21 protein-coding genes are annotated in these 19851 nt (G+C 72.6%); 15 read left to right on the top strand and 6 right to left on the bottom strand.

The genetic code is table 11. The features are described 5' to 3' along the window. Positions 1-4 precede the first annotated feature (4 nt). A complete protein-coding gene (locus OOK31_RS11560) occupies positions 5-1408 on the top strand; it encodes a dipeptidase (protein WP_267012347.1) in 1404 nt (467 codons plus the stop codon). 84 nt (positions 1409-1492) lie between these two features. Continuing rightward, positions 1493-2443: an NAD(+) diphosphatase gene (gene nudC / locus OOK31_RS11555; protein ID WP_267012346.1), complete on the top strand. Its 951-nt coding sequence runs from the start codon at positions 1493-1495 to the stop codon at positions 2441-2443. Positions 2444-2508: 65 nt separating this feature from the next. Here nudC and OOK31_RS11550 read toward each other — a convergent pair whose 3' ends face one another. Then, positions 2509-2769, bottom strand: a complete 261-nt coding sequence (locus OOK31_RS11550) for a mycoredoxin (protein ID WP_267012345.1) — start codon at positions 2767-2769, stop codon at positions 2509-2511. Between the two features lie 170 nt (positions 2770-2939). Between OOK31_RS11550 and OOK31_RS11545 the strand changes: the two genes are divergently transcribed. The 5 genes from OOK31_RS11545 to OOK31_RS11525 all read left to right on the top strand — a co-directional run bounded on the left by OOK31_RS11545 (position 2940) and on the right by OOK31_RS11525 (position 6800). Further along, complete coding sequence (locus OOK31_RS11545) at positions 2940-5117, top strand: ATP-dependent DNA helicase UvrD2 (protein WP_267012344.1); 2178 nt, start codon at positions 2940-2942, stop codon at positions 5115-5117. A 179-nt stretch (positions 5118-5296) separates the two neighbouring features. Beyond that, positions 5297-5608, top strand: coding sequence for a hypothetical protein (locus OOK31_RS11540; RefSeq protein WP_267012853.1), 312 nt, complete (start codon positions 5297-5299; stop codon positions 5606-5608). A gap of 186 nt (positions 5609-5794) precedes the next feature. Continuing rightward, complete coding sequence (locus OOK31_RS11535; protein WP_267012343.1) at positions 5795-6166, top strand: WhiB family transcriptional regulator; 372 nt, start codon at positions 5795-5797, stop codon at positions 6164-6166. Continuing rightward, positions 6163-6495, top strand: coding sequence for a hypothetical protein (locus OOK31_RS11530; RefSeq protein ID WP_267012342.1), 333 nt, complete (start codon positions 6163-6165; stop codon positions 6493-6495). The genes OOK31_RS11535 and OOK31_RS11530 overlap by 4 nt, the downstream gene beginning before the upstream one ends. A gap of 98 nt (positions 6496-6593) precedes the next feature. Beyond that, positions 6594-6800, top strand: a complete 207-nt coding sequence (locus OOK31_RS11525; RefSeq protein ID WP_267012341.1) for a hypothetical protein — start codon at positions 6594-6596, stop codon at positions 6798-6800. Between the two features lie 33 nt (positions 6801-6833). On the opposite strand, the gene OOK31_RS11520 is transcribed toward OOK31_RS11525, so the two are convergent. Together OOK31_RS11520 and OOK31_RS11515 are read right to left on the bottom strand one after the other, a co-directional pair. Further along, on the bottom strand, positions 6834-8162 hold the full coding sequence (locus tag OOK31_RS11520) for an AarF/ABC1/UbiB kinase family protein (protein ID WP_267012340.1): 1329 nt from the start codon (positions 8160-8162) through the stop codon (positions 6834-6836). Positions 8163-8292: 130 nt separating this feature from the next. Next, complete coding sequence (locus tag OOK31_RS11515) at positions 8293-9411, bottom strand: ThiF family adenylyltransferase (protein WP_267012339.1); 1119 nt, start codon at positions 9409-9411, stop codon at positions 8293-8295. A gap of 171 nt (positions 9412-9582) precedes the next feature. On the opposite strand from OOK31_RS11515, the gene OOK31_RS11510 reads away from it, so the two are divergent. From OOK31_RS11510 to OOK31_RS11495, 4 genes are all read left to right on the top strand, one after another. Next, positions 9583-10179, top strand: coding sequence for a M48 family metallopeptidase (locus OOK31_RS11510; protein ID WP_267012338.1), 597 nt, complete (start codon positions 9583-9585; stop codon positions 10177-10179). 158 nt (positions 10180-10337) lie between these two features. Then, positions 10338-12011, top strand: a complete 1674-nt coding sequence (locus OOK31_RS11505) for a TerD family protein (RefSeq protein WP_267012337.1) — start codon at positions 10338-10340, stop codon at positions 12009-12011. Positions 12012-12031: 20 nt separating this feature from the next. Continuing rightward, on the top strand, positions 12032-12718 hold the full coding sequence (locus tag OOK31_RS11500; RefSeq protein ID WP_267012852.1) for an AIM24 family protein: 687 nt from the start codon (positions 12032-12034) through the stop codon (positions 12716-12718). Between the two features lie 17 nt (positions 12719-12735). Then, positions 12736-13491 (top strand): AIM24 family protein, encoded by a 756-nt coding sequence (locus tag OOK31_RS11495; protein ID WP_267012336.1) that lies wholly within the window; start codon positions 12736-12738, stop codon positions 13489-13491. 65 nt (positions 13492-13556) lie between these two features. On the opposite strand, the gene OOK31_RS11490 is transcribed toward OOK31_RS11495, so the two are convergent. After that, on the bottom strand, positions 13557-14087 hold the full coding sequence (locus tag OOK31_RS11490; RefSeq protein ID WP_267012335.1) for an NUDIX hydrolase: 531 nt from the start codon (positions 14085-14087) through the stop codon (positions 13557-13559). Beyond that, entirely contained in the window at positions 14084-15484 is a 1401-nt protein-coding gene (locus OOK31_RS11485; RefSeq protein ID WP_267012334.1) for a zinc-dependent metalloprotease, read from the bottom strand. The genes OOK31_RS11490 and OOK31_RS11485 overlap by 4 nt, the downstream gene beginning before the upstream one ends. Before the next feature lie 192 nt (positions 15485-15676). Here OOK31_RS11485 and OOK31_RS11480 point away from each other — a divergent pair, with 192 nt between their 5' ends. The 4 genes from OOK31_RS11480 (at position 15677) to OOK31_RS11465 (ending at position 19163) form a co-directional block, all read left to right on the top strand. Continuing rightward, positions 15677-16840, top strand: a complete 1164-nt coding sequence (locus OOK31_RS11480; protein WP_267012333.1) for an SDR family oxidoreductase — start codon at positions 15677-15679, stop codon at positions 16838-16840. Positions 16841-16956: 116 nt separating this feature from the next. Next, entirely contained in the window at positions 16957-17418 is a 462-nt protein-coding gene (locus tag OOK31_RS11475; RefSeq protein ID WP_267012332.1) for a molybdenum cofactor biosynthesis protein MoaE, read from the top strand. A gap of 348 nt (positions 17419-17766) precedes the next feature. Further along, positions 17767-17964 carry a hypothetical protein gene (locus tag OOK31_RS11470; protein ID WP_267012331.1) on the top strand — a complete coding sequence of 66 codons (198 nt, stop codon included), beginning with the start codon at positions 17767-17769 and terminating at the stop codon, positions 17962-17964. Between the two features lie 110 nt (positions 17965-18074). Continuing rightward, positions 18075-19163, top strand: a complete 1089-nt coding sequence (locus OOK31_RS11465) for a PDZ domain-containing protein (RefSeq protein WP_267012330.1) — start codon at positions 18075-18077, stop codon at positions 19161-19163. A gap of 45 nt (positions 19164-19208) precedes the next feature. Here the strand turns inward: OOK31_RS11465 and OOK31_RS11460 are convergent, their stop codons facing one another. Further along, a complete protein-coding gene (locus OOK31_RS11460) occupies positions 19209-19772 on the bottom strand; it encodes a PPA1309 family protein (protein ID WP_267012329.1) in 564 nt (187 codons plus the stop codon). Between the last annotated feature and the right edge of the window lie 79 nt (positions 19773-19851).

Below are 19851 nucleotides of genomic sequence, written 5' to 3'. Positions count from 1 at the left end.
GGCCATGAGCGAAACCCCGGCGGACAGCGTCGTCCGCACGTACATCGACAGCCACCGCGCGGCCTTCCTCGACGACCTCGCCGAGTGGCTGCGGATCCCGTCCGTCTCGGCGCAGCCCGAGCACGCGGACGACGTACGCCGCAGCGCCGAATGGCTGGCGGCGAAGCTCAAGGAGACCGGCTTCCCGGTCACCGAGGTCTGGGAGACCGACGGCGCCCCCGCCGTCTTCGCGCACTGGCCCGCCGCCGACCCGGCCGCCCCCACCGTCCTCGTCTACGGCCACCACGACGTGCAGCCCGCCGCCCTCGCCGACGGCTGGCACACCGAGCCGTTCGAGCCGGTGGTCAAGGACGGCCGCATGTACGGGCGCGGCGCGGCCGACGACAAGGGCCAGGTCTTCTTCCACACCCTCGGCGTGCGCGCCCACCTGGCCGCGACCGGCGCCGCCGCCCCCGCCGTGCACCTGAAGCTGCTGATCGAGGGCGAGGAGGAGTCGGGCTCCCCGAACTTCCGCGAGCTCGTCGAGGCCCGCGCCGCGGAGCTCGCGGCCGATGTCGTGATCGTCTCCGACACCGGCATGTGGTCCGAGACCACCCCCACCGTCTGCACCGGCATGCGCGGCGTCGCCGACTGCGAGATCAGCTTCCACGGACCCGACCAGGACATCCACTCGGGTGCCTTCGGCGGGGCCGTGCCGAACCCGGCGACCGTCGCCGCCCGCATCGTCGCCGCTCTGCACGACGAGGACGAGCGGGTCACGATCCCGGGCTTCTACGACAACATCACCGAGCTCACGGACACCGAGCGCGCGCTGATCGCCGAGCTGCCCTTCGACGAGGCCGAGTGGCTCCGTACCGCCAAGTCCCACGCGGCCGCGGGCGAGGCCGGCTACTCCACCCTGGAGCGGGTCTGGGCCCGTCCGACCGCCGAGGTCAACGGCATCGGCGGCGGCTACCAGGGCCCCGGCGGCAAGACCATCGTGCCCGCCTCCGCGCACCTGAAGCTGTCGTTCCGCCTGGTGTCGGGGCAGGACCCGTACGAGGTCGAGGCGGCCGTCCGGGACTGGGTCGACGCCCGCGTCCCCGCCGGGATCCGGCACTGCGTCACCTTCGGCGCCCCCACCCGGCCGTGCCTCACCCCGCTGGACCACCCCGCCCTGCAGTCCGTCGTCCGGGCCATGGGCCGCGCCTTCGGGCAGCCGGTCCGCTTCACCCGCGAGGGCGGATCGGGGCCGGCCGCCGACCTCCAGGACGTCCTGGACGCGCCCGTGCTCTTCCTCGGCATCTCCGTCCCCTCCGACGGCTGGCACTCGCCGAACGAGAAGGTCGAGCTGGACCTGCTCCTGAAGGGCGTCGAGACGACCGCCTACCTCTGGGGCGACCTGGCGGCCCACTGGAAGCCCGCCTGACCCCACGCCCCACGCCCCACCCACCCGCACCACCCGCCCCACGCCACGCACCAGCAGCCTGCCTTGTCCCACCCACCGGGGGAGTTGGAAGTACCTGTGAGCACCCATACCGAGCGCCCTCTCTCGCTCGCCGCGCCCAGCGGGATCGACCGCGCCGCGCACCACCGCCTCGACGAGGCGTGGCTCGCGGCCGCCTGGAGCCACCCGACGACCCGCGTCTTCGTGGTCTCCGGCGGCCAGGTGCTGATCGACGACACCCCCGACGGCGGCACCGGCATCGTCATGACCCCGGCCTTCGAGGCCCCGGTCACCGAGACCCACCGCTACTTCCTGGGCACGGACGAGGACGGCGTACGGTACTTCGCGCTGCAGAAGGACTCCCTGCCGGGCCGCATGGACCAGTCGGCCCGCCCGGCCGGGCTGCGCGAGGCCGGACTCCTGCTGTCCCCGCGCGACGCCGGGCTGATGGTGCACGCGGTGGCACTGGAGAACTGGCAGCGCATGCACCGGTTCTGCTCCCGCTGCGGCGAGCGCACCGTCGTCGCGGCGGCCGGCCACATCCGCCGCTGCCCGGGCTGCGGCGCCGAGCACTACCCGCGCACCGACCCGGCCGTGATCATGCTGGTCACGGACGAGCAGGACCGCGCGCTGCTGGGCCGCCAGGTGCACTGGCCGGAGGGCCGCTTCTCGACGCTGGCCGGGTTCGTGGAGCCGGGCGAGTCCATCGAGCAGTCGGTGATCCGCGAGGTGTGGGAGGAGGCGGGCGTGCGGATCGGCGAGGTCGAGTACGTCGCCAGCCAGCCCTGGCCGTTCCCGTACAGCCTGATGCTCGGCTTCAACGCCCGCGCCGTCTCCTCGGAGATCACGGTCGACGGCGAGGAGATCCAGGAGGCCCGCTGGTTCTCCCGCGAGGACCTGCGCGCGGCGATCGAGTCCGGCGAGCTCCTGCCACCGTCGGGCATCTCCATCGCGGCCCGTCTGGTGGAGCGCTGGTACGGCCAGCCCCTCCCGAAGCCGGCCGCCGTCCCGGCGTAACGTTCGTCACACAGCAGAAGGCCCCCGCCTCGGGCGGGGGCCTTTCTGTTCGTGCACGCGGGACGTCAGACGGCGAGGGCCTGCTTGACCTGCGCGAGGCTCGGGTTCGTCATGACGGACTCGGCGCCCGCCGAGGACTTCACAAGGACGGTGGGAACGGTCTGGTTGCCGCCGTTCGCCTTCTCCACGAATGCCGCGGACTCCGGGTCGAGTTCGATGTTGATCTCGTTGTAGGCGATGCCCTCCCGGTCCAGCTGCGTCTTCAGCCGACGGCAGTAGCCGCACCAGGTCGTGCTGTACATCGTGACGGTGCCCGTGTCCTGCATGCTGCGCTCTCCTTCGTGAGGGCTCGGTGGTCCGAGTACTCGAACGTACGAGGACCCCCGGCCATTCCCGCCCGGCCCGCCCGCACCACCACCGGTACGACAAACCGCCCGCGACCCCGGCCTGTGGACAACTTTCCCGCCCGGCCCACCGGACCTGGCAGCATGGCGGGGTGACATCAGCAACGCACTCCTCAGCTTTCCCGTCCGGCGCGGGCACCGGCGCGGCCGATGCCGACGCCGTGCTCCTGGGCCTCGACCCGGAGCAGCGCGAGGTCGCCACGACCCTGCGCGGGCCGGTGTGCGTGCTGGCGGGCGCCGGTACCGGCAAGACCCGCGCGATCACCCACCGCATCGCCTACGGCGTCCAGTCCGGCCAGCTCATGCCGGCCAGTGTGCTGGCCGTCACCTTCACCAACCGCGCCGCCGGAGAGATGCGCGGCCGCCTGCGCACTTTGGGCGCGGGCGGGGTCCAGGCCCGCACCTTCCACTCCGCCGCCCTGCGCCAGCTCCAGTACTTCTGGCCCCGGGCCGTCGGCGGGGAGGTGCCCCGGCTCCTGGAGCGCAAGATCCAGTTCGTGGCCGAGGCCGGCTCCCGCTGCCGCATCCGCCTCGACCGCAACGAGCTGCGCGACGTCACGGGTGAGATCGAGTGGGCCAAGGTCACCCAGACCGTCCCCGCCGACTACCCGGCCGCCGCCCTCAAGGCGGGCCGCGAGGCCCCCCGGGACATGGCCGAGATCGCCCAGATCTACGGGACGTACGAGCAGCTCAAGCGCGACCGCGGCATGATCGACTTCGAGGACGTGCTGCTCCTCACCGTCGGCATCCTCCAGGACCGCCACGACATCGCCGAGCAGATCCGCACCCAGTACCAGCACTTCGTGGTCGACGAGTACCAGGACGTCAGCCCGCTCCAGCAGCGGCTGCTGGAGCTGTGGCTCGGGGACCGCGACAACCTCTGCGTCGTCGGCGACGCCAGCCAGACCATCTACTCCTTCACCGGCGCCACCCCCGACCACCTGCTGAACTTCCGCACCCGCTTCCCGCAGGCCACCGTCGTCAAGCTGGTCCGTGACTACCGCTCCACCCCCCAGGTGGTCCACCTCGCGAACGGCCTGCTGAACCAGGCCAAGGGCCGGGCCGCCGAGCACCGCCTCGAACTGGTCTCGCAGCGCGAGGCCGGCCCCGACCCGCTCTACGCCGAGTACCCCGACGAGCCCGCCGAGGCCGAGGGCGTCGCCCACCGGATCCGGGACCTGATCGCCGCCGGGGTCCCGGCCGGCGAGATCGCGGTCCTCTACCGCATCAACGCCCAGTCCGAGGTCTACGAGCAGGCCCTCGCCGACGCCGGGGTCCCCTACCAGCTGCGCGGCGCCGAGCGCTTCTTCGAGCGCGCCGAGGTCCAGAAGGCGGTCCTCGCCCTGCGCGGCGCCGCCCGCTCCGCCGGCAACGACCCCCTCCTGGAGGACGTCGTCGAGCTGGGCTCCCAGGTCCGGGCCGTGCTCAGCTCCACCGGCTGGAGCAGCGAGCCGCCCGCCGGGTCCGGCGCCGTGCGCGACCAGTGGGAGTCCCTGGCCGCGCTGGTCCGCCTCGCGGAGGACTTCGCCCGCAGCCGGCCCGGCGCGACCCTGGCCGACCTCACCGTCGAGCTGGAGGAACGCAAGGCCGCCCAGCACGCGCCGACCGTCCAGGGCGTCACCCTCGCCTCGCTGCACGCGGCGAAGGGCCTGGAGTGGGACGCCGTGTTCCTCGTCGGCCTCACCGACGGCATGATGCCGATCACCTACGCCAAGACCGACGAGCAGGTCGAGGAGGAGCGCCGGCTCCTCTACGTCGGCGTCACCCGGGCGCGGATGCACCTGACCCTCTCCTGGGCGCTCTCCCGGGCCCCGGGCGGCCGGGCCTCCCGGCGCCCCAGCCGCTTCCTGAACGGCCTGCGGCCGGGCTCCGCGGCCCCGGGCAGCCGGCCGGGCTCCCCGGAGGGGCACGGGCCCCGCAAGCGCGGCCGCCGGGGACCCGCGCTGTGCCGGGTCTGCGGCCGGACCCTGACCGAGGCCGGGGACATCAAACTGATGCGCTGCGAGGACTGCCCGTCCGACATGGACGAGGGCCTCTACGAGCGGCTGCGCGAGTGGCGGGCCGCCCAGTCGAAGGACCAGGGACTGCCCGCGTACTGCGTCTTCACGGACAAGACCCTGATGGCCATCGCGGAGGCCGCGCCCTCCGAGGCGGGCGAGCTCTCGATGATCTCCGGAGTCGGCGGCCGCAAGCTCGACCGGTACGGGGCCGATGTCCTGGCCATCTGCGCAGGCCAGGAGCCCGGGGGCGAGGATCCTGACGACGCGTAGAAACTCGTCGGAAAAATAGTTTGCACATGCCCAGCGAAGCCCCATAGGTTCTTAGCAACGGAAACGGTGGCTTCTCCGAAGCCCCGGATTCGTGCTGTACTTATCCGAATACGTATGGGACAGGCCCCCGGGCCGAGTCCCCGAGACGCCGAGAGGAGGCGAGACCAGTGACCAGCTTCATGACCTTCACCAAAATGACCGATCGCTCGGTCGACGCTTCCTGCCTGCTCGGTTCCGTCTCGATCCTGGGCACCGGTCTGTCTGCGATTTCCGCAGGCCGGCCCGCCCCGCTCGCGACCCTTCCGGTCAGCGAGCGCAATGAGCGACCGACCCAGGCACCGGTGGCAGTACTGGAAGCCCAGGCGCATGGCGCCTATGGCTTCGCGGCCGCAGCCGGTGCCGGAGCTAGCACGAAGCAGACGACGACGAAGCAGCAGCACCACCTGATGTGGGCCTTCCGTGGGCTCGAACCCTGGAGTGATCCAGCCTGATCGCGAGATCTGGCCGGCGCCTTCAGGGCCGCGGAACCCCACCCGGGATCCGCGGCCCTTCTGTTTGTCCCCGACCGGGGACGACGGAGTGAAGGGGCCTCGGGACTGGCAGAACCAGGTACCACCAGCCGCCACCCGGCCGACCGGCCGGAACGACTAGCCGAACAAGACGAGGAAGAAACCACCGTGCAACTCGAAGCGCACGCCCCGTCCGTACCGCAGAACCGAACGATCTCCCCGCCCGCAGTCCCGGAGGACCACACCTTGACCCCCCTCACCGCGCTGACCGCGCTCGACGACGCCATCGAGAACCTCGGCGTCCCCGTCGCCTGCCGCACCTACGACCCCGAGGTCTTCTTCGCCGAGTCCCCGGCCGACGTCGAGTACGCCAAGTCCCTCTGCGGCACCTGCCCGCTGGTCGAGGCCTGCCTCGCCGGAGCGAAGGAGCGCCGCGAGCCCTGGGGTGTCTGGGGTGGAGAGCTCTTCGTCCAGGGCGTTGTCGTGGCCCGCAAGCGGCCCCGTGGCCGTCCGCGCAAGAACCCGGTTGCAGCGGCATGACCGCCCTCGGAACCATCGACCGCCCACACACGCACGACCCCCTGAAGCAGGCCCTCATGTCCCCCTACGCCACCACGAGCGAGCAGCCGCACGGCTCCGCCACCGCAGACTTCATCACCGCCGGCGCGATGACCTCGCGTCAGAACAGGACCCGCGAAATGCAACTCATCCCAGAAGCCCTGGCCCGTGCCCATATGGACGACCGCATGCGTGAGGCGGACGCCGAGCGTCACGCCCTGCGCCTGGTCGCCGCACGGCGCATGCAGCGCAAGGCCGAGCGCGTCTCACTGCGCGCCCGCCGCGCGCTGGCCATGGCCGTCATGCACTGACAGCCGCACCGCAGCACCCGGGGGGACCGGTCCGAAGGGACCGGTCCCCCCGGTGCGTTGCGGAGCCCGCGCCGCCTCCGCGGGGATATCGTCTGGAGGTGGACCAGCCGACTCCCCACCCCACCCCGCCGGGACCCGAGGCCCCGCCCGTCGTCTGCGCGCGCTGCGGCGCCCGCTCCCCGGACGGCTCCCCGCCCACCTGGACCTGCTCGGTCGAGAACGGCGCGAGACAGTACTTCTGCGTCGACTGCGCGCGCGCCAACCTCCGCGCCATCGAAGGCAGGCTCGACTCCTCCTGGTGGTGAACCCGGGCCCGGCCGTCCGGCCGGGCGGCAGGCTCAGTCCTCCGGCAGGAACCCCGGCAGCCAAGCCTCCAGTTCGTCCCGCAGCCGCACCGTCGCACCCAGCTGGCACAGCACCCCGATGGTGCTCAAGGACACGCGGTGGATCAGCAGGTACGAAGGCGGAAGATTGATCTGGCGCCCCAACTGGTGTGCGGGGGAGCGGAGATCGCCGATCCGCGCCGCCTGGCCGCGCAGCCACGACCGGGTGAAGGTGAACTCGTCGGCCTCGGCGGGCTCGATGATCGGCTTGAGGTAGTCGAGCACCGCGCCGGGGTCCAGCTCGATGGACTCCTTCACGAACCCCTCTGCGCGCAGGTGGCCGTAGACCCCCTCGGCGTCCCCGTCCAGGGTCATCCGCAGCGAGCGGCCTATGGGCTTCGGCCAGCCGCCCGGCAGCCGGTCGACCGTGCCGAAGTCCAGCACGCCCAGCCGTATCCGGCCGTCCGCCGAGGAGATCAGACGGAAGTTCCCCGGATGCGGGTCGGCGTGCAGCAGGCCGGTGCGCGCCGGGCCGGAGAAGAGGAACCGGGCCAGCAACTGCCCGGCACGGTCGCGTTCCTCCGGGGTGCCGTCGGCGATCACCTCCGACAGCGGGGTGCCCTCCATCCACTCCGTCACCAGCACCTGGTCGCTCTGGTGCACGACGTCCGGGACGACCACGTCGGCATCCCCGTCGAAGGCGTCCGCATGGATGCGCTGCGCCTCGGCCTCCAGCTCGTAGTCCAGCTCCTCCGTGACCCGGTCGCGCAACTCGGTGATCAGGGGCTTGATGTCCATGCCCGGGATCAGCGGCCCCAACAGCCCCGCGAAGCGGCCCAGCTGCTTGAGGTCCGACAGCAGAGCCTCCCCGGCGCCCGGGTACTGGACCTTGACCGCGACCTGACGCCCGTCGTGCCACACCGCCCGGTGCACCTGCCCGATCGAGGCGGCCGCGGCGGGCTTGTCCTCGAACTCCTCGAACATCTCACGCCAGTCCGCGCCGAGCCGCTCCGCCAGCACCTCGTGCACCCGCGCCGCGGGCAGCGGCGGGGCCGCCTCCTGAAGCTTGGTCAGCGCCGCCCGGTAGGGCCCGGCGACCTCCTCGGGCAGGGCCGACTCGAACACCGAAAGGGCCTGGCCGAACTTCATCGCGCCCCCCTTCAGCTCCCCGAGCGTGCGGAACAGCTGCTCGGCGGTGCGCTGCTGGAGCTCGCGCGCCACGATCTCGGCGGACTTGCCGCCGATCCGCTTGCCCAGCCCCCAGGTGGCCCGGCCCGCGATGCCGAGTGGTAGCGCGGCCAGCTTGACGGTGCGTGTGACCGCCTTCCGGGGAAGATCAGACATGAGCCCCTCCTGTTCCCAGACAGCTGTGCCGCAAGCGGCGGTTGGGGACGACCCTCGGCCCCCACGCATCCTGTCATGGCATCCACCGGGCCCGACCCGGGCACCCGCCCCCCGTCCCGAGCGACCCCGCTCATGACCGCACCACCTCGGGCTCCGCCGCCGGCTCGGGCGACACCGCCGCCGCGCACGGGCACCCGGGGTGGGGGCTGACCGGGGAGGGCTCCCAGTGCAGCCCGGGGAGGGCGGCCTCCCAGCGGGTGGCCGTCGAGGCGGGCAGTTCGCCGTCGAGGAAGGACAGGGCGTGCGCGGCGGCCAGCCCGGCCACCGCCGTGGACAGTCCCAGGTCGCAGGCCGCCGTCGGGCGACGGCGGTGCACCGAACGCCACTGCACCAGCATCCTCGGCCAGGCCGGATCCCGGTCGACGCGGTCGCGCTCCATGCACCCGGCACACGCGGTGGCACCCGGCAGCACCAGCGGCCCCACCAGCCCCGTCCCCTCCAGCACCCCCGCGTACAGGTGCGGGATCCCGGCGGCCACCCACCCGGCCGCCGTGTCCGGATCGGGGGCCCACGCCTGGAGCCCGTCCCGGGGCGCGACCACCACCAGGGCCAGCCCCGGCCCCGGCCCCTCGGGATCCCCGGCGCGCGGCCCCCGCCCCGGGGCCGACTCCCGCACCAGCGCCCCCGCCGCCTCCGCCCGCAGCCGGCCCACGCTCCCGGGACCCAGCCCGCCCGGCGCGACATCGGCCGCCACCACCCGACCCCCGTCCAGCACCTCGACCCGGCCCACCCCCGCCCCCGCCAGGACGGCGGCGATCACCGCCCCCACCCGCCCGCTCCCGCGCACCTGGACCCGTAGGCCCCGGCGCGCCGCGAGGCCCCGTAAGTCACCGCCCGGCTCGCGGTGCACCAGCGAGAGCGAGCCCAGGTCGGGCCCCAGCCGCTCCAGGGTCTCGGGCCGGTCCCGCAGGGCCTGCGCCCGGGGGCCGCCCGCCGTGGCGTCGTCGAGCAGCCCGGCCGCCGCCAGCCGCCGGACCAGCTCGTCCGCCTGCCCCGGCCGCAGCCCCGAGCCGACGGCCTCGGCCCGCAGCTGCTCCATGCTCCGCGTCCCGTCGATCCGGTCGATCAGCGCCCCCGTGGCCGTGTCCACCGGACCGAGCGCCACCGCGTGCGCGGGCGTCACCCCGCACTGGACCGTCTGCAGGTCCCGCCAGGCCCGCGCCAGCGCCGGCTTCACCTTCGGATACATCGCCGCCTCCTCCCCGGGCGGATTCACCCGCCCGCATTCCCTCGTCACTTGTCCTCCTCCGTCACGATGCCCGCCCGCCGGAATCCGTGCGGGAATTTGTCCACAGGCAGGAGGTATTGGGCATATGAGATGGAGAAAGCGGGTGCTTCCCGTAGCGGCCGTGAATCGATCATGTTCGAAGCGCGGACGTGCGGGACTTCCACCACGGCGACCGGGTACCTTCGTGGCGTGTCCGCCGACCCACCCCAGCGCGCCGTCGAAGTCCGCCGGAGCGCGCGCCGCCGCAGGACCGTATCCGCCTACCGCGAGGGCGAGCGGACGGTCGTCCTGATCCCTGCCCGGATGTCCGAGGCGGAGGAGCAGCGCTGGGTGGGCGTCATGCTGGACAAGCTCGCCGCCCAGGAGAGCAAACGCACCCTCGGCGACACGGAACTCACCGAGCGCGCCGAGCGTTTGTCCGAGCAGTACTTCAGCGGCCGTGCCCGCCCCCGCTCGGTCCGCTGGGTCACCAACCAGAACACCCGCTGGGGATCCTGCACCCCCGCCGAAGGCAGCATCCGGCTGTCCCACCGCCTCCAGGGCATGCCGGAGTACGTCGTCGACTACGTGCTGCTCCACGAGCTGGCGCACCTCCTCGTGCCCGGCCACGGCCCCCGCTTCTGGGCGCTGCTGGAGGCCTACCCGAGGACCGAGCGCGCCCGCGGCTTCCTCGAAGGAGTGGTCGCGGCGGACCGTCTGCCGAGGATTCCCGCCGCCCGTGAGGAATGACCTTCTGTCACGGAAGGCGTTGTGTACCGGGTCGGTACCGACTTGGCCGGATGTCTGCCGGAGCCGTTAGCCTGAGCGGCACGCAATCAGCGGCAAGCAAACAGTGGTGCGCATCGAGCGGCGTGTATTCACAGTCGGGATGGGGGACGGTCGGACGTATGGCCAGGGAATTCCAACGCGGCCACAAGGCCAGGATCAGTGATCTGACGGCGGGCACCGATCTGTACGTGGGCGTTCAGATCGCCGGGCCCGGGCTCTCCTTCGACATCAGCTGCTTCGGCCTCGACGCCGACGAGCGGCTGTCGGACGACCGCTACTTCGTCTTCTTCAACCAGCCGAAGTCGCCGGAGGAGTCCATCCAGCAGCTCGGCCCCCAGGCCGGTGACACGGAATCCTTCCGGGTGACGCTGGACCGCGTCCCGCCCGCCATCCACAAGCTGTCCTTCACCGCCACCCTCGACGGTCCCGGGCAGATGTCGCAGATCGGTCCCGGCTACATCCGGATCGTGGCCGGCGGTGAGGAAGTCGTCCGCTACTCCTTCACGGGCTCCGAGTTCAGCACCGAACGCGCCCTGATGATCGGCGACTTCTACCTGAAGGACGTGTGGCGCTTCGCCGCCGTCGGCCAGGGCTTCGACGGCGGTCTGGCCGCGCTCCTGCAGAACTTCGGCGGCGAGGTCGCCGAGGAGGAGGCCCAGCCCGAGGCGCAGGTCCCGGCCCAGGCCCAGCCTCAGGCCGCCCCCGGCTTCGCCCCGCCGCCCCAGGCGGCCGCCCCGGCCCCGTCCTTCGGCGCCCCGGCCCACCAGCAGCAGCCCCCGGCCCCCGCCCCGGCCCCGGCGCCCTACACGCCGCCGCAGCAGCAGCCGCAGCCCCCGGCCCCCGCGCCGGTGCACTCGGCCCCGACGATGGTCGGCCCGCTGACCCCGCCCGCGCCCGCGGCGCCGTACGGTCAGCCGCCGCACCCCCCGCAGCAGCCCGGACCGCCCTCGTACGGCCACCCGCAGCAGCAGCACTCGTACGGCGGCCAGGTCCCGCCGCCGCCCCCGGCGCCCGCGCCCTACGGCCAGCCGCAGCCCTCCTACGGCGGCCAGGTCCCGGGCCAGCAGCCCCCGTACGGCCAGCAGCCCCCGGCCCCCTACGGCCAGGCCCCGCAGGCCGCCGCCGCGGCCGCCCCCGGCCTCTCCGCCGCGCTCCAGCGGTACAAGGAGGCCCCCACGGGTGCCCGCTGGACCCCGCAGAACCAGCAGCTCATGCGCGTCGACCTGTCGATGGGCGGCCAGGCCGTCCTGGCCCGCCAGGGCAGCATGGTCCTCTACCAGGGCAAGGTCGACTTCAGCTACAAGGGCGCGGGCTTCGCGGGCCGCATCGTCGGCAACGCCACCGGCCAGGAGATGCAGCTGATGCGCTGCACCGGCCGCGGCCAGGTCTTCCTCGCGGAGAACGGCGCCCACCTGCACGCCATCGAGCTCCAGGGCGACGGCATCTGCGTCTCCGCCGAGTCCGTCCTCGCCTTCGACGAGTCCCTCCAGCACGAGGTCCGCCGGATCGAGGGCCACGGCATTCCCGGCGGCGCCCTGTTCACCATGCTCTTCCAGGGCTCCGGCACGGTGATCGTCAAGACGCACGGCGTCCCCGTCGTCCTGCCCGTCACCCCCACCACCTTCGCGGACAGCAACGCCATCGTCGCCTGGTCCGCCGCCTCCCAGGTGATCATTTCCAGCCAGGTCCGGCTGCGCCGCAACGCCTACCCCGGCCACAGCGGGGAGACCGTGAACCTCCAGTTCCGCGGCGCCCCCGGCAACTTCATCGTCGTCCAGCCGTACGAGGTCTGAGGGAGCCCCACATGAATGCCATGAACGCAAACCAGCAGCTCGCGGGCTACGCCCCGACCCCCGTCACGGCCCGCATGGAGAACCACGGCCGCGCCATGCTCAAGGTCGCCATGCAGAGCGGCCAGGACCTCTTCGCGCGCACCGGATCGATGGTCGCCTACGAGGGTTTCGTCCAGTACGAGCCGAACCCGCCCGCCGTCCGCCAGATGGCCTCGGCCTGGCTCACCGGCGAGAGCGCCCCGCTGATGAAGGCCACCGGCGACGGCCTGCTCTACCTCGCCGACTACGGCGCGGACGTCGTCTGCATCAACCTCAACAACGACGCCCTCTCCGTCAACGGCAGCAACCTCCTCGCCTTCGACGCCCACCTCCAGTGGGGCGTCGAGCGGGTCAAGGGCATGGCCAAGTTCGCCGGCCAGGGTCTCTTCAACGTCCAGGTCGCCGGCACCGGCTGGGTCGCGATCACCTCCCGCGGCACCCCCATCGTGGTCGACTGCGGCCGCGGCGAGGACGAGACGTACGTGGACCCGGACGCGCTCGTCGCCTGGTCCCCGAACCTCAAGGTCAAGGGGAAGCGCAGCTTCAAGGCCTCGTCGATGATCGGCCGGGGCAGCGGGGAGGCCTACCAGATGGCCTTCTCCGGCCAGGGCATCGTCGTCGTACAGCCCAGCGAGGACAGCACCGACCGGCTCCGGGCCCGGGGCTGAGGGGGAGCGGACACATCATGCAGAGCTCACTTTTCGGCTACGCGGAAGCGCAGTCCCAGGACCGGTACACCGTCCAGAACCCCCAGCTGCTGAGGGTCACCCTGGCCGGCTCCGACGACGTCCTCGCCCGCAAGGGCGCGATGGTCGCCTACCAGGGCATCGTCGACTTCGACGGCGAGTACCAGAGCACCACCCAGCGCACCGCCCTCGCCCGCACCGGCGAGGGCCTGGACCTCATGCGCTGCTCCGGGCAGGGCACGGTCTACCTGGCCAACCTCGCCCAGTACGTGCACGTCGTGGACGTCGACCACGACGGCCTGACCGTCGACAGCAGCTACGTGCTGGCCCTGGACTCCACCCTGCACACCGAGGCCATCGCCGTGGACAGCCAGTACGGGATCTCCGGCTCCGGCAAGTACCAGCTCAACATCAGCGGCCGCGGCAAGGTCGCCCTGATGACCTCGGGACAGCCGCTGATGATGCAGGTCACCCCAGACAAGTACGTCAACGCCGACGCCGACGCGATCGTCGCCTGGTCCAGCTCGCTGCGCGTGCAGATGCAGGCCCAGACGCACTCCACCGGCGTGTGGCGCCGCCGCGGCAACACCGGCGAGGGCTGGGAGCTGAGCTTCCTCGGCACCGGCTTCGCCCTGGTGCAGCCCAGCGAGGTGCTGCCCCCGCAGAACGCCCAGCTCGGACAGGGCATGGCCGCCCAGTACGGCATGGGCCAGCAGGGCGCGCACGCCCAGAACCAGAACAACGCCTGGAACTGAGCACCGGCCGACGGCGGAAGGGGGCGGACCCGTACGGGCCCGCCCCCTTCCGCCGTCCCGCGGGACTACGCGCCCAGCCGCGCCCGCGTCGCCTCGACGAGCCGGACGACCGAGGTGTCGGCCACCGCGGCGACCTCCTCGTACGGGAACCAGCGCAGGTCCAGCGACTCCTCGCTGATCTCCGCCACCGCGCCGGCCGGAGCCAGCGCCGCGTACTGCACGTCCAGGTGCCAGTTGCACGGCGCCGGGATCGGATGCCGGTCCAGGCGTACGGGACCGCCCGGCAGCAGGGTCAGCCCGGAGGCGATCCCCGACTCCTCGACGGCCTCGCGCAGCGCCGTGTCCGCCAGCGTGGCGTCACCGGGCTCGCAGTGCCCGCCCATCTGCAGCCACATGCCGAGCTTCTTGTGCAGGGTCAGCAGGACCCGGCCGCCCTCCGGGTCGACGACCAGGGCGCTGCCGGTGATGTGCCCGGCCTGGCAGGGCTTCCAGACCCCGTCGGGATGGGCCGCCAGGTGCTCCAGGTACAGGTCGCGCAACGCGGGCTGGTCCTCGTAGCCCTTCAGGACGAGGACCGCGTCTTCGTGCAGGCTCACTTCTTCTCGTCGCCGTCCTGCTCGCCCTCGCCGCCGTCGGACTCGCGCTTGCGGGCGGCCTCGCCGAGCATCTTGTCGATCTCGGAGAAGTCCAGCTGCTCGCGGTGCACGAACCCGTCCGGGTCGTCCAGGTCGGAGGCCGTCGGCAGCATGTCCGGGTGCTCCCACAGCCCGTCGCGGCCGTCCACCCCGCGCGCGTCGGTGAGCGAGGCCCACAGCCGCGAGGCGTCGCGCAGCCGGCGGGGCCGCAGCTCCAGCCCGATCAGGGTCGCGAAGGTCTGCTCCGCGGGACCGCCGGAGGCACGCCGCCGGCGCATCGTCTCGCGCATGGCGTCCGCCGACGTCAGACGGGGCTTGGCCGCCTCGTGCACGACCGCGTCCACCCAGCCCTCGACGAGCGCGAGCGCCGTCTCCAGGCGGGCCAGGGCGGCCTTCTGCTCCGGGGTGTCCTGCGGCTGGAACATGCCGCCCTGCAGCGCCTCCTGGAGCTGCTCCGGGTTCGACGGGTCGAGCTGGCCGACCACGTCCTCCAGCTTCGAGGTGTCGACCTTGATGCCCCGCGCGTAACCCTCGACCGCGCCGAACAGGTGCGAGCGCAGCCACGGCACGTGTGCGAAGAGACGGGCGTGCGCGGCCTCGCGCAGGGCCAGGTACAGCCGCACCTCGTCCGAGGGGACGCCCAGGTCCTTGCCGAAGCTCTCGATGTTCAGCGGCAGCAGCGCCGCCTTCCCGGCCGGACCGAGCGGCAGCCCGATGTCGGTGGAGCCGACGACCTCGCCCGCGAGCGTGCCCACGGCCTGCCCGATCTGCTGGCCGAACATGGCCCCGCCCATGGAACGCATCATTCCGAGCAGCGGGCCCGCCATGGCCTGCATCTCCTCGGGCAGCACACTGCCCATGGCCGCGCCGACGCGCTCGGCGACCGGGTCCACGAGCTCCTTCCACACCGGCAGGGTGGCCTCCACCCACTCGGCGCGGCTCCACGCGACGGCCGTGGTGGCGCCCGACGGCAGCGAGGTCACGCCGTCCAGCCAGTGGTCGGCGAGGCGCACGGCCTCCTCGACGGCCGACTTTTCGGCGGTCCCGACGCTCGCGTCCTTCACGCCGTCCGCCGTGCCCTGGGCGACGGTCTGGCGGGCGATGTCCTTGGCCATGTCCCAGTTCACGGGACCGCCCTCGTAGCTCAGCATCTGGCCGAGCTGCTGGAACGCGGCGCCGAGATCATTCGGGTTCATCGAGCCGAACATCGCGGCGAACGGATTGTCCGCGCCGCCCGGCAGCCCGCCCGGGCCGAAACCGAACGGTCCGCCGGGACCGCCCTGGCCGCCCTTCTTGCCCTCGTCGCCGTTGTCCGGCTCCTCCGGCGGAAGGCCGAATCCGAATGGGGTGTCGCTCACGGGTTTCCTCGGCTCGTAGGGCCGCCGGCGGGAGCCGACGGGCAATGGTCCGACAACACCACCCAGCGTAGACACCAGTCCCGGTTCCGGGCTCGGTGCTCCGCCGACTCCTGGGCTGCGGCAGGATGGACATCACCTGGTGGGTACGCGTCACGGCGCGTCCCTACTGAAGACAACCGCTGGAGACGCCCGGTGAGTTCCCCAGATCCGCAGGCTCGCGCGCCGCACGACGCCGAAAACCGCCCTGAGCACGGCGACAGCGCCCCCGGCGTTCGCCAGCCGCGAAACCAGGCCGGCCCCCGACGACGCAGCCCCGTGATCGCGGTGACCGGCGCCGCCTCCGGGGTCGGTGCGGCCCTCGTACGCCGCCTCGCCGAATCCGACGAGGTCAAGCAGGTCGTCGCGATCGACGAACGGCGCGGTGACTGCGCCGCCGCCCAGTGGCACGTCCTGGACGTACGGGACCCCGCGATCGCCGAGAAACTGCGCGGCGCGGACGTGGTCGTCCACCTCGCGCTGGACCTCGACCTGGAGACCGACCCGGCGACCCGTACGGCGTACAACGTACGCGGGACCCAGACCGTCCTGACCGCCGCCGCGGCCGCCGGCGTCCACCGGGTCGTGCTGTGCACCTCGGCGATGGTCTACGGAGCCCTCCCGGACAACGACATCCCGCTCTCGGAGGACTCCGAGCTGCGGGCCACCGCCGAGGCCACCGGCGTCGGCGACCTGCTGGAGATCGAGCGGCTCGGCCGCCGGGCCCCCCGCGCGCACCCCGGCCTGAACGTGACGGTCGTCCGCCCGGCCGTCCTGGTCGGCGGCACCGACACCGCCCTCACCCGGTACTTCGAGTCCCCGCGCCTGCTCGTCGTCGCGGGATCCCGTCCCACCTGGCAGTTCTGCCACGTCGAGGACCTGGTCAGCGCCCTGGAGTACGCCGCCCTGGAGAAGGCCGAGGGCGAGCTCGCGGTCGGCTGCGAGGGCTGGCTGGAACAGGAGGAGGTCGAGGAGCTGAGCGGCATCCGCCGCATGGAGCTCCCCTCGGCGGTCGCCCTGGGCGCGGCGGCCCGGCTGCACCGGATCGGCCTGACCCCGTCCCCGGCCGGGGACCTCGCGTACACGATGCACCCGTGGGTGGTCAGCGTCAGCGGGCTGCACGCGGCGGGCTGGCGCCCCCGCTGGACCAACGAGGAGGTGCTCGCCGAGCTGCTCCAGGAGGTGGCGGGCCGGCACACCGTCGCCGGACGCCGCCTGGGACGCAAGGACGCCACGGCCGCTGGTGCCGCGGGAGCCACGGTGGCGCTGCTGGGCGCCGCCGCCGCGATCCGCGCGGCCCGTCGGCGCCGGGGGATCTGACCCGGCGGGCCGGGCGCGGCCACCAGCGGTTTTCTGTAGGAGGCTCCCAACCGGGCGGGCCCGCCCCGGGCGAAACGGCTATTCCGCCACGTCAGCCCCTAGGGCACGATGGAAGCATGGCACCGCACTTCGACCACCCCGGCGAGCAGGCCGCACCGGATCCGATCCGGCTGCTCGAGATCCGTGAGACCCCGCTCTCCATCGACGAGGTCTTCACGGCAGTAGGCGACGACGCGACGGGAGGCACGACCCTCTTCGTCGGAACGGTGCGCAACCACGACGGCGGCACCGACGTCGACTCCCTCGGCTACTCCTGCCACCCCTCGGCGGAGGCGGAGATGCGCCGCGTCGCCGAGCGCGTCGTCGCGAAGTACCCGGTCCGCGCCCTGGCCGCCGTCCACCGCGTCGGCGACCTGGCCGTCGGCGACCTCGCGGTGATCGTCGCCGTCTCCTGCCCGCACCGCGGCGAGGCCTTCGAGGCCGCCCGGATGCTCATCGACGACCTCAAGCACGAGGTCCCCATCTGGAAGCACCAGACCTTCGCGGACGGCACGGAGGAGTGGGTCGGCGCCTGCTGACCCGGAGCCGGGCGGAAAGCCCTGGGGCACGCGACCGGCGGACGGAGTCCGACGCGGTCGGCCGAAGCCTGTGAGGCGCCCCAGCGCCGAGCAGTGCGAGGGCGCCATGAAGGAGGGGACCTTCGCGGACGGCACGGAGGAGTGGGTCGGCGCCTGCTGACCCGGGCGTGGTGCCCGCCGGACCCGGTCGGAGGCCGTTCATGCACCCCGGGCGGAGGTTGCCCCCGGCAGGGGGTAACCTCACACCCGTTCGGCCGCGCAACACGCCCTCGATTTGCGTAACCCCTTCCCGGGCACGAGCGTTGAAAGCACCGACGACACGTACTTTCGGGGCAGGGAGGCACGTCCATGGCGTCTTTGGCGTGGTTGCTGATTCCGCTGTTCGCCGCGATCGGGGCGGCGATATGGGGCAGCTGGGCGGCACGCGACCGCACGCAGGGTGACATATCCGAACTCGCCGGCTACGCACGCTTCCGCGAGGTCATGGACAAGGCCGACCGGGCCAGGTCGAAAGAGAAGGCGCACTCCGGTTCCGACGCCGTCTGACGCGTCCCGCGAGCGCCCCCGCTGAGAATCCCCTGAGAGTTCCCCGGGCCCGCCCCCGTACGGACCGGCCCCAGGGGTCGCACGCCGAGGCCGTCACGTACTGTCGATCCATGCCACGCCGCACTGCGACGATGCTCGCTTCCACCCTGATGCTGTTCGCGCTGCTCTGCGCAGGGATCTTCATCAGGGTCCCGTACTCGGAGATGAGCCCGGGGCCGACCGTGAACACCCTCGGCGACTCGCGCGGTGAGCCCGTCCTCAGCATCTCGGGGCACAAGACGTACCCGACCAGTGGCCACCTCAACATGACCACGGTCCGCGTCACCGGCGCCGACTACGACATGAACCTGCTGGAAGCGGTCTACGGCTGGCTGGCGGGCGACAACATCGTCGTCCCCCACGAGAACCTCTACCCGAACGGCAAGACCGACAAGGAATCGACGCAGGAGAACGCCGAGGAGTTCAGCCAGTCGCAGGAGAGCGCCAAGGTGGCCGCCCTCAAGCAGCTCGGAATCCCGGTCACCGCCCGCGTCATCGTCGGCACCGTCGTCAAGGGCAGCCCCTCCGAGGGCAAGCTGCACGCCGGGGACGTGATCAGGCAGGTCGACGGGGCCCCGGTCACCGACCCCGCCGACGTCGCCAAGCTCGTCACCAAGCACAAGCCCGGCGAGCCCGTCGAGTTCACCGTCGTGCCCGCCGCCGACGCGGCCGAGGCCGAGAAGGCGAACCGCGAGCCCACCGCCACCACCAAGATCACGGTCACGGCGGGCAAGGCCCCGGACGACGGCCACGCCGTCGTCGGCATCCGGGCCGGGACGGACCACACCTTCCCGTTCCCGATCGACATCAAGCTCGCCGACGTCGGCGGCCCGAGCGCCGGCCTGATGTTCGCGCTCGGCATCGTCGACAAGCTCACCCCGGAGAACCTCACGGGCGGCAAGTTCATCGCGGGCACCGGCACCATCGACGACGCCGGGAAGGTCGGCCCGATCGGCGGCATCCAGATGAAGACCATCGGCGCCCGCCAGGCCGGGGCGGAGTACTTCCTCACCCCGGCCGAGAACTGCGCCTCCGCCGCCTCCCACGTCCCCGACGGCCTGACCCTGGTCAAGGTGTCCACCATCGACGACGCCACGAAGGCGCTGGAGAAGATCAGCAAGGGGGACACGGCGGGCCTGCCGCAGTGCACCAGGTCCTGACCGCAGGCCCCGGCCGTGTCGCCCCGCTCGGCCCGCCCCGACCCGCTAGTCGAGGAAGGTGGCGGCCAGCGCCTCGGCCAGCCCGGGCACCAGGCTCGCGCCGGTCAGCACCTCGCTGGAGGAGTCCTTCTCGCGCAGCCGTACGGCCGACTCCCGCGAGCCGTCCCGCAGGACGCCCACCGTCAGCCGGACCTCCTGCCGGTCCGGGTGCGCGGCGACCCACTTCGCGAGCTGCTTGTCGCTGAGCCCCTCCGGGACCTGGGCCTCGGCCGACGGCGGCAGCATCAGCCGCTCCACCGTCAGGGCGCAGCCGACGATCGCCGGGGGCCAGGCGATGGTTCCGAGGAACTTGTCCAGCGGGGTCCCGGCCGGTACCTGGTCCTGCTCGACCGGGGTGAGCTGGTTCTTGCCGGTGTCGTCCTGGTCCTGGCCGAGCTGGCGCGCGAGGGCCGGCTCCTGCCGGCGCAGCCGGGCCGTGTCGACCAGGGCGAACAGCCGGGCCGGCTTGTCCCAGCCGAGGGTGGAGGCGTACTCGTCGATTTCGAGGACGGCACGGGTCAGCGGGCTGGCCGCCATCGGGGTGCCGGGGGAGGGGGAAACGTTGGACATGGGCAACATCCTGCCTCCTTTCCCCCGGATACCGGGAACTGACTAAAGGCTCAGTAAGTTGCATGAGTGGGCCCTACGA

This window comes from Streptomyces sp. NBC_00249 (assembly GCF_026342355.1).
In the GTDB taxonomy this organism is placed as follows: domain Bacteria; phylum Actinomycetota; class Actinomycetes; order Streptomycetales; family Streptomycetaceae; genus Streptomyces.
Note: the sequence above shows the minus strand (reverse complement) of the source record. Positions and strands in the feature narration are given on the sequence as shown.

Excerpts from the sequence above, each read along its gene's own strand:
- OOK31_RS11560 (WP_267012347.1), top strand. The coding sequence starts at position 5 with ATGAGCGAAACCCCGGCGGACAGCGTCGTCCGCACGTACATCGACAGC.
- OOK31_RS11550 (WP_267012345.1), bottom strand. The coding sequence starts at position 2,769 with ATGCAGGACACGGGCACCGTCACGATGTACAGCACGACCTGGTGCGGC.
- OOK31_RS11540 (WP_267012853.1), top strand. The coding sequence starts at position 5,297 with ATGACCTTCACCAAAATGACCGATCGCTCGGTCGACGCTTCCTGCCTG.
- OOK31_RS11530 (WP_267012342.1), top strand. The coding sequence starts at position 6,163 with ATGACCGCCCTCGGAACCATCGACCGCCCACACACGCACGACCCCCTG.
- OOK31_RS11520 (WP_267012340.1), bottom strand. The coding sequence starts at position 8,162 with ATGTCTGATCTTCCCCGGAAGGCGGTCACACGCACCGTCAAGCTGGCC.
- OOK31_RS11515 (WP_267012339.1), bottom strand. The coding sequence starts at position 9,411 with ATGTATCCGAAGGTGAAGCCGGCGCTGGCGCGGGCCTGGCGGGACCTG.
- OOK31_RS11510 (WP_267012338.1), top strand. The coding sequence starts at position 9,583 with ATGTTCGAAGCGCGGACGTGCGGGACTTCCACCACGGCGACCGGGTAC.
- OOK31_RS11505 (WP_267012337.1), top strand. The coding sequence starts at position 10,338 with ATGGCCAGGGAATTCCAACGCGGCCACAAGGCCAGGATCAGTGATCTG.
- OOK31_RS11500 (WP_267012852.1), top strand. The coding sequence starts at position 12,032 with ATGAACGCAAACCAGCAGCTCGCGGGCTACGCCCCGACCCCCGTCACG.
- OOK31_RS11495 (WP_267012336.1), top strand. The coding sequence starts at position 12,736 with ATGCAGAGCTCACTTTTCGGCTACGCGGAAGCGCAGTCCCAGGACCGG.
- OOK31_RS11475 (WP_267012332.1), top strand. The coding sequence starts at position 16,957 with ATGGCACCGCACTTCGACCACCCCGGCGAGCAGGCCGCACCGGATCCG.
- OOK31_RS11470 (WP_267012331.1), top strand. The coding sequence starts at position 17,767 with ATGGCGTCTTTGGCGTGGTTGCTGATTCCGCTGTTCGCCGCGATCGGG.
- OOK31_RS11465 (WP_267012330.1), top strand. The coding sequence starts at position 18,075 with ATGCCACGCCGCACTGCGACGATGCTCGCTTCCACCCTGATGCTGTTC.
- OOK31_RS11460 (WP_267012329.1), bottom strand. The coding sequence starts at position 19,772 with ATGTCCAACGTTTCCCCCTCCCCCGGCACCCCGATGGCGGCCAGCCCG.